The following is an 11,868-nucleotide window of genomic DNA, read 5'->3' as shown; positions in this document are numbered from 1 at the left end:
TCTGCGCCCGTGGTGATGGCGCAGGGGGGCGTCTGTCCGTTTCCCGGCACTGGCGTGATGCGACAAGCCCCGCGGCCTGAGGCTTGCGGGGCTTGTCGTCTTGCCTGTCACCTGTATCAGTCAGCACTCATATCATGAGCCTGTCAGGGAGCGTTTACTGCTTCTCGCCGAAGTACTTGGTATGGATGGTGTCGTAGGTGCCATCGGCCTTCAGTTCGGCCAGGGCGCTGTTGATCTGCTCGGCCAGGTCCTTGTCACGCTTGCGCATGGCGATACCGAAGCCGTCGCCGAAGTATTTCTTGGGCTCGGTGACCACTTCACCCACGGCCTTGTAGTTGCCGTTGCCGCCGTCGATCAGGGTGGACTTGCCGACCGGGAAATCGAGGAAGGCGATATCGAGGCGACCCGCGTCCATGTCCAGCACCAGGTCATCGGCGGTGGTGTAGCGCTTGACCTCGGCATTCTTGCCATAGAGATCAGTGACGTAGTTGTCCTGCAGGGTACCGCGCTGCACGCCGATGGCCTTGCCGGCCAGGGCCTCGGTGGAGGTGGCGCTCAGCTCGCTGTCGGACGGGGCGAACCAGGCGGACGGCGGGGTGATGTAGGTGTCGGAGAACAGCACCTTCTCGCGGCGTTCCTCATTGATGGTCATCGAGGACATGATGGCGTCGTACTTGCGCGCCATCAGGCCGGGAATGATGCCGTCCCACGCCTGGATGACCCACTCGCAGTCGCGGTTGATCTTCGCGCAGATGGCATTACCCAGTTCGATATCGAAACCGGTCAGCTCACCGTCGGGTGTCTTGTACTCCATCGGCTCGTAGGGCACATCGACGCCGATGCGCAGCGATTCGGCCGCCTGAGCGCCACCGGCCATCAATGCTGCACCCAGCAGGGAGATTCCCAGAAGCTTCTTCATGTCAGTCCCATCCATCATTGTTGTTGGTCATACTGGCTGATCAGTGGCATCACACACTCCCTCCTGAACACCAGTCGTCTGAGTCGGGAACATAAGGGGGGTGTGTCATGCCAGTGGCTCCACACTAGCCCAGACCGAGGCTGTGGTGAAGAGGGGCAATGGACAAATTCAAACGGTCGTTAAACGAGATGAATTCCTGCCGTTATCTCCTGATATGAAAAAAGCGCCCTCCAAAGGGCGCTTTTGACGTTCAGCTTAATGGTTTCAAGTGTGCCAGCAGGCGTTTCTCCAATTGCCGGAAAATGGCAATGATGGCGAAGGTCAGACACAGGTAGATGGCGGCGACGAACAGGAAGGCTTCGAAGGGCGCGTAGAAGCGTGCGTAGATGTCACGCGCGGCACCGGTGAGGTCCAGCAGCGTCACCACACTGCAGATGGCACTGGCATGCAGCATGAAGATGACTTCATTGCCGTAGGCCGGTAGTGCCCGACGGAAGGCACTGGGCAGAATGATGCGACGCATCATCTTGCCGCGTGACATGCCGTAGGCGCGGGCGGCTTCCATCTCGCCCTTGGGGGTCGACTGGATGGCACCGTGGAAGATCTCGGTGGTGTAGGCCGCGGTATTGAGCACGAAGGCCAGCAGCGCCGGCACGAAGGGATCACGGAAGTACTCCCATAGCCAGGTCTCCTGGATGCTGGGCACATGCACGCTGGTCACGCCCAGCGAGATGTCGAAGCCATCGAAGAACACCACGCCGTAGTAGATCAGATAGAGCTGGATCAGCAGCGGCGTGCCACGGAAGACATAGGTGTAGAGATAGACCGGCATCTTCACCCAGCGACGGCGCGAACCGCGCATGATCGCCAGCGGTACGGCCAGTATCAGGCCGATGAGCAGCGCCAGACACACCAGCTGTACGGTGGTGACCAGTCCTTCCCAATAGTGCCAGAGAGTGGTCGCGGTGAAGATGTAGTTGTCGCTCAGCGCATCCTCGAGCATCCGGTCGAGCTGGGCGATGACGCCTGAGGAGCCTGCCTCATTCAGTTGTTCCATGCGCTGGCCTCCCCGAATCCGGCGTTATAGCGCTGCTTGAGACGTGCCAGCCCCCACTCGGACACGGTGGCGATCAGCAGATAGCCTGCCGCGACCGGCAACAGAAAGGTGAAGGGCTCGTGGGTCGCCTTGGCGGCCTCACTGGCGACACGCACCATGTCGACCAGCCCGATCACCGACACCAGGGCGGTGGTCTTGAGCAGTACCATCCAGTTGTTGCCCAGCCCCGGCAGGGCGTGACGCATCATCAACGGGAAGCGAATTCGCTTGAAGACCTTCCAGTTGCTCATGCCATAGGCCCGCCCGGCTTCGATCTGACCGGCATCCACCGCCATGAAGGCGCCACGGAAGGTTTCGCCCATGTAGGCACCGAAGATGAAGCCGATGGTGACGACGCCGGCAGTGAACTCATCGACATTGACGAAGACGTCGATGTCGTAGCTGTCGTACAGCCAGTCGGTGACCATGTTGATGCCGATCTGGCCGCCGAAGAACAGCAGCAGCATCAGCACGATGTCCGGTACGCCGCGGATGATGGTGGTATAGAGCATCGCGAGCCAGCGCAGAGGCGTGGAGCGCGACATCTTGGCCGTCGCCGTCAATAGCCCCAGTGCGATGGCCAGCAGCTGGGCCAGCACGGCCAGCTGCACCGTGACCCAAGCACCTTCCAGCAGGCTGGGCCCGTAGCCTTGTAGGTCAATCATGGGAAATCTCCCGTGAAGCGCCGAATCACCCGTTCAGCGGCTTACTGGTGGTTGTCGGACGCGGTGGCGGCGCTGGCGAAGTACTTGTCGTTGAGACGCTTGAGCGTGCCATCGGCCTTGAGCGCTTCCAGGGCACCATCGATGGCCTTCTTGAGGTCGCGGTCGCGCTTTTTCATGGCGATGCCGAAGCCGTCGCCGAAGTACTTCTTCGGCTCGCTGATGGCGCTGCCGGTGTTGACGAAGTTGCCGTCATTGGCGTTGACCAGGGTGTCCTGACCGACCGGCAGGTCCAGGAAGGCGACATCGACGCGGCCGCTGTCCATGTCCAGCGCCAGGTCATCGAGCTTGGTGTAGCGGCGCACTTCTGCCGTACGGCCGTAGAGGTCGGTGACGTAGTGATCCTGCAGGTTGCCGCGTTGCACCCCGATCACCTTGCCCTCGAGAGCCTCGGCATCGAGGCTGTCCGCGCCCGCCAGCGGGCTGTCCGCCTCGACGAACCAGCCGGACGGCGGCGTGAAGTAGGGTTCGGAGAACAGCACCTGACGCTCACGCTCCGGATTGATGGTCAGCGCCGACATGATGACGTCGTACTTGCGCGCCATCAGGCCCGGGATGATGCCGTCGAAGTCCTGCTCGGTCCATTCGCAGTGAGTGGCGAGCTGGGCGCAGATGGCGTTGCCCAGTTCGATCTCGAAGCCAGTCAGCTCACCGCTGGGCAGCTTGTAGCCGAAGGGCGCGTAGGGCACGTCGATGCCCAGGCGCAGCGGGTCCGGCACATCGGCCGCCTGAACGGCGCTGGTGGTGATGGCGAAGCTGGAGAGACCGAGGGTGAGGCCCAGCAGGGCACGTGTCGCGAACTGTTTCATTGCTTGTCATTCCTGAAGTCTTGGACACCTCGAGGCCTTTCGTTGGGGTGGCGCTCGCGGTGCTGAATCATGTGCCGGTCACGGGATCACCGTGCCGGATCTGCCACAGGCCGAGCGGTTGGCTCAGCGATGGACCAAGGGCCATTCATCAGTACTGCTGATCAGGGCTGCTGATCAGGGCGCTTTCTCAGTACTTGGGCGCCAGGAACTGCTTGAGGCGCTCCGACTGGGGATTGCCCAGCACGTCTTCCGGCTTGCCGGCTTCCTCGACCAGTCCCTGATGCAGGTAGACCACCTGGCTCGAGACATCCCGCGCAAAGCTCATCTCGTGGGTCACCACCACCATGGTGCGGCCTTCCTCGGCCAAGTCACGCATGACCTTGAGCACGTCACCGACCAGTTCCGGGTCGAGGGCCGAGGTCGGCTCGTCGAACAGCATCACCTCCGGCTCCATCGCCAGCGCGCGCGCGATGGCGCCGCGCTGCTGCTGGCCACCGGACATCTGCGCCGGATAGTAGTCGGCGCGCTCGAGCAGGCCGACGCGGTCCAGCAGACTGCGTGCGTGGGCGATGGCTTCCTTCTTCGGCTTGCCGAGCACGTGGATCGGCGCCTCGATGACATTTTCCAGCAGCGTCATGTGCGACCACAGATTGAAGCCCTGGAACACCATCGACAGGCGCGCGCGCATGCGCTCGACCTGACGCCAGTCCATCGGTTCACGGCCACGGCGGCTTTCCTTGAAGCCGATCTGTTCGCCATGCACGAAGATGTCGCCACCGTCCGGCTGCTCCAGCAGGTTCATGCAGCGCAGAAAGGTGCTCTTGCCGGAACCGGACGCACCGATCAGGGTGATGACATCACCCTTGTGTGCTTGCAGCGACAAGCCCTTGAGCACCTGATTGGTGCCGAAGGACTTGGTGATGTTGCGGACCTCGAGAGGCAGCGCGTCGCTGCTCGGGCTCTCGGCCACGGAAGATCTCATGGTCATGCAGTTACTCCAATCCGGACGTTGCCAGCCCTGGGGGCAATGACACGCCACGAGTCCGCCGCGGGGCGGTCGGGCTCGGGATACAGGTTCGTTGCCGACATGGCACGGCTGCCTGGCACTGCCTTCACTGCCACTCGCTGACTTGCGCGACGCAGACGTGGTGAGGCGGCAAGGCGTGGCATGGGAGGAGTGGCGGAGAATGCCGTCAGGGGCATGGCCAGTTCCTCACGATCAGTCCGATTGATCGTCGTTCTCGCTGCCAGTGACCGTCTACAACAGGCCAAGAATGCCTGTGCTTGCATGTCGTGGACGGGAAAGGGGGCCGATTCTACCAGCTCAACGCAGGGTTCACCGCTATCTGGCGTGGAGGAATATTACGACTTTGGTGGAGCGTGCAAGGACGCACGTGGATGCCGTCCGGCAGTGGGGGAGGAGTCTTCATGATCAAGGTCGCCTGTTGTCGTTGTAGTCAAGGCTTTCGTCAGTGCAATCGCGCCGTCGTGCTGCGCCCTGCGGGAAGTGGGCGGGCAGAATGTCGGCGCTTGTAGTTCAGTGTCTGGGAACTCAGTCTGTCGGTGTCGAACTCTCGGCCAGCAGCAGGGCGGCGCGGGCGCCTATCTCCACCTTCGCGTTGGGGAAGACTACCCGCAGTGGCGTATCGCCGATGATGCAGGGGCCAGCAGCGGCGTCTTCGGCCACCACGCTGCCGGGGGCGAAGGCGGTGAAGTTGGCGACATCCTCGCTGAAGCACAGCGTGAAGTCGGCTGACTGACGCATCAATTCCACTTCCACCGTGAAGTAGTCGATGGCCTCCGGGTCCGCTTCGGCGGGCGCCGTGCCGGTCGCCAGCGCCGCGAGCAGGGCTTTCATCGGTGCGAGCGCCGCCATGTCGTTGGCGCCGAACGGGCGTACCTGGCCCAGCTCCAGCGTGAAGGCGTCGGCATCATGGTAGTGGCGCGAATAGTGCGAGAAGGTCCAGCTGTGCTGATGCTGGTGCAGCACGGCCTGGATGCCGGCGGCGCTCAATATCGGCCACTGCGCTGCGCTGATGGCATCGCCATCACTGAAGGGCACCACCGCGAAGCGCGGATAGAGGCTGTCGCGGATGGCGGTGTGCATGTCGTAGTGCAGACGGCGCGTGCCCTCGGTCAGCGGGAAGCGAGCATAGAAGGTGTCCACGGCCGCCATCAGCTGACGCGCGCGCGCCGGCTCATCATCCGACGGGCAGTCGTTGGCCGTGACGCTGGCCTCGGCGCGCTTGAACAGCCGATTGAGATTGGTGGTGATGAAGCGCTCGCCACTGCGGATGGCGGGCAGGTTGCCCAGAATCAGCAGCAGTGGCGCCCCGACGATCAGATGACCGCTCTCCAGGCCTGCGATCAGTTCACCGAGCAGTTCGATGGGGGCGGTCTCGTTGCCGTGGATGCCGGCGGAGATCACGCACGGGCGCGCCTCGGGCCCCATGACGTCGGGGGTGATCTCCAGCACGCCGGGCGCGACGATCTCATAGCGGCCGCCGGGAATACGTCCCATGCCACGGGCGCTGGCGTGGCCTTCGAGTGTCAGGTCTAGCCAGTCGGCAATCACGAGGCAGTCGGCTCCTGGCGGACATTGGTGGATTCGAAGATCTTGTCGGCGCTGGCGGCCACGAAGCCCTGATACAGCTCGCCATCGGCATCGGGGTAGCGGCGCGCGAACTCGTAGTAGCAGGTGGAGATCTCATGCTCCTCGCCACCGGCGAAGGTGAAGGTCTGGCGGTCAGCAAGGGTGGAGGCCTGCTCCAGCAGCACCTCGGGCGAGCCCTTGATGCGTCCTCCGGCCGGATTGATGCCAAGGCCAAGCGCCTCGACACGCGCCAGCACCTTGTCGAGGGTGTCGTGACGTTCGAGCGCGTTGACGCTGATGGTGAAGTGGTTGGCGCGCAGGCCGATGATCGATAGCCAGGCGGCATATTCGCTCTCTTCCATCAGACGCTGATACTGCTCGAAGCTGGGCGCCTTCCACAGGCGGCCCGACCACAGCACGGAGGGCTGGGTGGCGGCATCCGGCGAGATCTGGCTGACCAGGCCATCGATGATCGCCTGGGCGCGCTCGGACAGCTCGTGGCATTTCAGCTCGGAGAGAAAGACGCGCGGCATGTCGGGAGATGGCGGTAGATAGCCGAAGGCGCGCAGTTTCTTCTCGCGGAAATCATAGGGTGCGAAGCGGGTGTAGCCCAGCGCCAGCAGGTGAGGCTCCAGCGCGCTCAGGGTGATCGGCCCGCGATCGAAGGTGCGGAAGGCGACGTGGTCGTTGACGATGGTCTCGCCGTCAGCGATGAAGGCATCCTGGATCTTTTGGGCCTGGGGCGTCATGGCGACGTAGTCATCCCACAGGGCGCTGAAGAACTGCTGGATATCCATGGCACGGGCTCCCTCTGAACTGAGTAGCCCAGTGCAGCGAGGCATCACTGGCACTGGGCGACAGCATCAAACGATTGGCATCAGGGTGGCGAACTCGGCGAGGCGCTACCCCGGAAGATTGTCAGCTCACCATTGGCGAGCCACACGCGCGTGACAAGAGGCGAGGTCGGTTGGATGAAAGCGGCTGTCCGCACCATATAAACGTCACGCGCCGGTTTAGACCTTGGTGTCAGGCCTTGGGTCTTGGGACCGGGTTCGGTGTCAGCGACCGGAGTCAGCGTTCGGTGTCATCAGGAGAAGGGCAGGCATCGCCCTGCTCGACCTTGATCAGCGCGTCGGTGACGAAGCCCAGCTCGGCGGCCTGATCGACCAGCGCCTGATAGGTGTCGTCATCCAGCTGTGGCTTACGTGCCAGTATCCACAGGTAGTCGCGATCGGCACCGGCCACCAGCGACCACTGATAGTCCTCATCCAGCGCCAGCACGTTGTAGCCGCCATAGAAGGGGCCGAAGAAGCTGACCTTGAGGGCCGCCGTCTCGCTGCCCTGAGTGAAGTAGGCGCGACCTTCGGCCTGACTCCATTGCCCTTGCTCGGCGTTGTAGCCGCGATTGATGACGCGCACGCCGCCGTCCTCGCGGGGCGAGTAATCAGCGCTGACGCAGCTCAAGCCCTCCTCGAAGCCATTGGGCAGGCGGGCGATCTCGCGCCATTCACCGTAGTAACGTTCGAGCTCGAAACCCTCGACGGGCTGGGTGCCAGAGGGGACTCCGGCGCAGCCGCCGAGAAGGCCGAGACCGATGAGAGAGAAGGCAAGATGCGGCAGGCGTGTCATTGGCAGGCTCCATGCGCCAGGACGCCCCGTTGATGAGTCGTGGGGCGTCCTGGCGTGATGCGGGTCATGAGAAAAGGACGAGATGGCATCCTTGTCTCATTGGGGCGTCTGCCGCTGTCTCAAGAGGGAGGGTGCGCGGCGACATGCTTGAGGCGTCGAGCGTTGAGCGTCATAGTACCAGACGCAGCGGATTGCCGGTGACGACGACGCCCCGACCGCGTTGCTTGGCCTCGTACATGGCGCTGTCGGCGCGCGCGATGACCGTTTCCGGCGTGGCGCCCGAAAAGGGGAACAGGCTGATGCCGATGCTGGCGCTGACGGCGATGATCAGCGGCTCGCCATCGACTTCCAGCGTGATGGGGCGGCTGATGGCGTCGATCAGACGTTCCGCCAGCTGCTCCGGGCCCTTGCGGCCGTTGCCCTCACGGCTGATCAGCACCAGAAACTCATCGCCCCCCAGGCGGCCGACGATATCGTTGCCGCGCAAGGTGTTGCCCAGGCGCTCGCCGGTGATGCGCAGCACCTCATCGCCGATGGCATGGCCGTGGCGGTCATTGACGGGCTTGAAGCCATCGAGGTCGATGAACAACGCGGCCTGCACGGTGCCGGGGGTCTGGATGTCGAGTATCTGGTCGAGGCGTGTCAGCAGGGCGCGCCGGTTGAGCAGCCCGGTGAGTGAGTCGCACATCGCATGGTCGCGCAGATCGTCCCGCTCACCGGTGATATGGCATTCATGCAGGAAGAGTTGTCGGCTCTGGCGCTCGCGCGAGTAGGCGCTCATGCCCGCCAGCAGATTGGCGGCCATCATGAAGAAAATCTCGTTGGCTTCCACCAGTACATGGGAGCCATGATGCATCAGCGCGCAGCTGGCGGTGCAGCCCATCCATATCAGCAGGCCGCAAGCCATGGCATAGATGAACTGCAGTCCCAGCAGAGTGTAGGTCCAGAAGACCAGCAGCAACAGAGTGACGAAATAGACCGGGAAATCACCATGCTCGTCGGCGTGGCTGTCTTCTGGATGTTCTCCGGCATGGTCGTCCACCAGGTGCCCACCAGCGTGGCTGTCTCCCGGAAATTCTCCAGCATGACCACTCACCAGGTGCTCACCGGCATGGCCATCTCCCAGATGGAACATCGCCAGCGTCCCCAGCGCTGCTACCAGTGAGGCGAGGCACAGGATGCCGTTGACGTGGTGTCTGAAGCGCGGGAGGCGTGACAGCAGAAACAGGCTCAGCACGCTGACCAGAATACCGGCGCGTAGCAGCAGAAAGGGCTCGTAGTGCTCGTCCGTGCTGATCTCGATCAGCGCATAGGACGCGAACAGCAGACAGCTCAGCGGGATGGTGATCCGGCTGAGCTTGTGCGAAGTCTCGATCTGTCGACGACGATAGCGTCGTTCCAGAGTGTCATCCGCAAAGCAGAGTGTCATGGGATTCATGGGGCGATACCTGAGTTGCCAGACTCTCAGGATGCCACTGCCTTGCGTGGTATGCCCTGGAGGAACCGCCGCAACCCTTGCGTGCGGTTCAACGCTATTTCAGGCATTCGACGGCATGCGGGCTGTAGTGCTCACGACTGAGTGGGGTCGGCACTGGCCAGCTGGCGCGCCGTGACGCGCAGTGCGGATTCCACCATGTCGTAGTCCACATAGCAGCCCTGCAGGTGGCGGCGACCGGTCGTCGGGTCGAAGGACTTGCGGCCGTGCATCACGCGGCGGTTGTCGAAGGCCACCATCTGGCCGGCTTCCAGCTTGAGGTGCAGACGGAAGGCCGGTTCGCGCAGAATGCTCCAATACTGGCGATAAGCGCTGTACCAGGCCTGCATCTGTTCCAGCGGCAGGCGCAGGCTGTCGCGGATCCAGTTGTTGAAGCGCACCTCGATGACCTTGTCGTTGGCATCCAGATGGATCACCGGCTCGCGCACTACCAGGTCCGTATTTTCGTCGGCAAAGCGGAAGTCCACCGGGGTCTCGGCCAGCAGCCTGAAGGCCTGCGGGTCTCGCTCGCGCAGGGCTTCGGCGACCGCCATGCCGTCTCCGAAGATGGAGTCCCCGCCTTCGGCCTCGTTGGCCAGGCAGTAGAGCATCTGGATGTCCGGCGGCTGACGCCAGTTGGGCAGGTCGGTGTGCAGTTCCAGCGCGATCGGCGTGTAGGCGGCGTTGTTGGGCGCCTGCTTGGAGAAGACCTCGAAACGGCCACCGAAGTTGGTCGCGCGGATCGGGCCGATGGTCGCGGCCACCTGGTCGATCTCGCCGCCTGCCGTCGGGCCGGCATCCAGAATCGCGAAGCCGTCGCGGCACAGCGCTTCCAGCCAGCCCAGGCGCGCCTGCCCACCGGCCATGTAGTCGGCAAAGGCGGTGACGTGAGGTTGATGGGCCTGCTGCCAAGCCTGGCTTGCGGGAACCGGCGTGGCTGGCGGCGCATCACTCGGACGACGTTGCAGCAACCAGCCGGCATCGAAGTGGCTGGTGTGGCCGTCCTGCCAGACGACGACGAGATTGCCTTGCTCGACACGCATCTGATGCACTGTCAGGGCCGCATCATCCATCAGCATGAAGGTGCGCTCGAAGGTCTGCGGGTGACGGCAGAGATCGCAGGCGCAGTGATCGCGCAGCCAGATCAGCGGCAGTTGGGTCTGCTCACCGCTGGCCCATGCCAGTGACGCCAGGGTCTCGTCGTGGTCTGCCTTCACCAGCGGCGCGCCCTCGTGATGGGGCAGGTATTCCTTCATGTCCCAATGATGGCGTTCCTGTGGCGCTTCAGTGTCTTGAGTGTCCGGGGCAGATGCGATGAGAGTCTCCATGGGTGCTGTCCTATATCGTGTATGCAGTAGCAGGTGAGTCAACACGTGTCGCGTGCTGGGTCGTATGGCTGAGCTGTGACGCTGAGCCGTGACCCGAGAATGAGACCATTGTCCCCCTCGTCATCACGGCTGGCCAACGCGAAATATGACGGCCATGACTTAGCTGAGCTAATGTGTGCGATTGACCTTCATGCTCTGATGCGAGATAGCCATGCACGAACCTTCCCCCACGACGCCGAATGCCTTGCCGCGCCCCCTGCCGCCGCTGGCCTGGTTGCAGGCCTTCGAAGCCGCTGCGCGCCTGATGAGCTTCACGCGTGCCGCCGAGGAGCTGAGTGTCACCCAGTCGGCCATTAGCCAGCGGATTCGCCAGCTGGAGGACCGCCTTGGCCAGCCATTGTTCGTGCGGCATGCCCGCAGCCTCAATCTGACGCCGGCCGGTCAGGCCTGGCTGCCGGCGCTGCAGGATGGCTTCCAGCGCCTGCAGGAGGGCACGCTGGAAGTCTTCGGCCCCTCGCGCGCCGCGCCGGTCAGCCTGCGTGCGACCCCGATGAGCCAGCAGGCCTGGCTGTTGCCACGGCTGGCGAACTTCCACCGTGATCAGCCCGAGATCGCGTTGCGTCTGGTCAGTGCCTTCTGGCAGAGCGACTTCGATGGCGAGCAGGTGGATATCGAGCTGCGCTACGGTCAGGGCGACTGGCCGCAGGTGGAGGCGATCCAGGTCGGGGCAGAGCAGGAGAGAATGACCGTCGTGGCGAGTCCGGCGCTGAGCGCGCAGCTGACCACGGCAGCGGACTTGGCCGGCATGACGCTGCTGCATGCCGCAGGCTTCGCGGTGGGCTGGCGGCGCTGGCTGGTGGCGGCAGATCAACTGGGGCTGGAGAAGACGACCTCCACCATCAGCTGTGACACCCAGGTGATGACGCTGGAAATGGCGCGTCTCGGCATGGGGGTGGCGCTGGTGCATGAAGGCCATTTCCGGCAATGGGTGGCGTCCGGCAATGGCGGGCTGGAGCAGGTCTTCGCGCTGACGATCCCCGCCGAGCAGAACTTCTGGCTGGTGCGCTCCAATCAACGCCCGATGCGGCCCACCGCGCAGCGTGTCTGGGATTATCTGCTGGCGGAGCCAAAGTGAGCGATGCAGAGGGTGCTTCTGTGCCCCCTGTTGATCGGTGTTCCGTGCCTGCAGGTACGCTTTGAACGATATACCGTTAGCTTGAGGTGGTGTCCGCCACAGTAAGCGGCCGCTATCTCTTCTCTCACTCTTTCCTCGGCTGGCTGGCGCCTTGTCTGCCTGG

General features: G+C 63.4%; 11 protein-coding genes. 1 reads left to right on the top strand and 10 read right to left on the bottom strand.

Features of this window, described 5'->3' with window-relative positions; all coding sequences use genetic code 11:
• Positions 1-154: 154 nt before the first annotated feature.
• The 10 genes from AC5WNJ_RS13435 to AC5WNJ_RS13390 all read right to left on the bottom strand — a co-directional run bounded on the left by AC5WNJ_RS13435 (position 155) and on the right by AC5WNJ_RS13390 (position 10,570).
• Complete coding sequence (locus AC5WNJ_RS13435) at positions 155-919, bottom strand: transporter substrate-binding domain-containing protein (protein ID WP_495929929.1); 765 nt, start codon at positions 917-919, stop codon at positions 155-157.
• 250 nt (positions 920-1,169) lie between these two features.
• Entirely contained in the window at positions 1,170-1,922 is a 753-nt protein-coding gene (locus tag AC5WNJ_RS13430; protein ID WP_495931055.1) for an ABC transporter permease, read from the bottom strand.
• Between the two features lie 41 nt (positions 1,923-1,963).
• Positions 1,964-2,680, bottom strand: a complete 717-nt coding sequence (locus AC5WNJ_RS13425) for an ABC transporter permease (RefSeq protein WP_176677830.1) — start codon at positions 2,678-2,680, stop codon at positions 1,964-1,966.
• A gap of 41 nt (positions 2,681-2,721) precedes the next feature.
• Complete coding sequence (locus AC5WNJ_RS13420; RefSeq protein WP_495929928.1) at positions 2,722-3,546, bottom strand: transporter substrate-binding domain-containing protein; 825 nt, start codon at positions 3,544-3,546, stop codon at positions 2,722-2,724.
• 187 nt (positions 3,547-3,733) lie between these two features.
• Entirely contained in the window at positions 3,734-4,528 is a 795-nt protein-coding gene (locus AC5WNJ_RS13415; protein WP_176678458.1) for an ABC transporter ATP-binding protein, read from the bottom strand.
• A 570-nt stretch (positions 4,529-5,098) separates the two neighbouring features.
• Complete coding sequence (locus AC5WNJ_RS13410; protein ID WP_495929927.1) at positions 5,099-6,121, bottom strand: succinylglutamate desuccinylase; 1,023 nt, start codon at positions 6,119-6,121, stop codon at positions 5,099-5,101.
• Positions 6,118-6,936 (bottom strand): DUF1338 domain-containing protein, encoded by an 819-nt coding sequence (locus tag AC5WNJ_RS13405; protein ID WP_253064917.1) that lies wholly within the window; start codon positions 6,934-6,936, stop codon positions 6,118-6,120. Before AC5WNJ_RS13405 ends, AC5WNJ_RS13410 begins: the two co-directional genes overlap by 4 nt.
• A 274-nt stretch (positions 6,937-7,210) precedes the next feature.
• Positions 7,211-7,768, bottom strand: coding sequence for a lipocalin family protein (locus AC5WNJ_RS13400; protein ID WP_495929926.1), 558 nt, complete (start codon positions 7,766-7,768; stop codon positions 7,211-7,213).
• A gap of 169 nt (positions 7,769-7,937) precedes the next feature.
• Positions 7,938-9,206 carry a GGDEF domain-containing protein gene (locus AC5WNJ_RS13395; protein ID WP_495929925.1) on the bottom strand — a complete coding sequence of 423 codons (1,269 nt, stop codon included), beginning with the start codon at positions 9,204-9,206 and terminating at the stop codon, positions 7,938-7,940.
• A gap of 131 nt (positions 9,207-9,337) precedes the next feature.
• Positions 9,338-10,570, bottom strand: coding sequence for a TauD/TfdA family dioxygenase (locus AC5WNJ_RS13390; RefSeq protein ID WP_253064923.1), 1,233 nt, complete (start codon positions 10,568-10,570; stop codon positions 9,338-9,340).
• A 211-nt stretch (positions 10,571-10,781) separates the two neighbouring features.
• Here AC5WNJ_RS13390 and AC5WNJ_RS13385 point away from each other — a divergent pair, with 211 nt between their 5' ends.
• Positions 10,782-11,705, top strand: coding sequence for a LysR family transcriptional regulator (locus AC5WNJ_RS13385; RefSeq protein ID WP_176677823.1), 924 nt, complete (start codon positions 10,782-10,784; stop codon positions 11,703-11,705).
• Positions 11,706-11,868 lie beyond the last annotated feature (163 nt).

It is taken from the genome of Cobetia sp. PDI-23MA (assembly GCF_059507735.1).
Note: the sequence above shows the minus strand (reverse complement) of the source record. Positions and strands in the feature narration are given on the sequence as shown.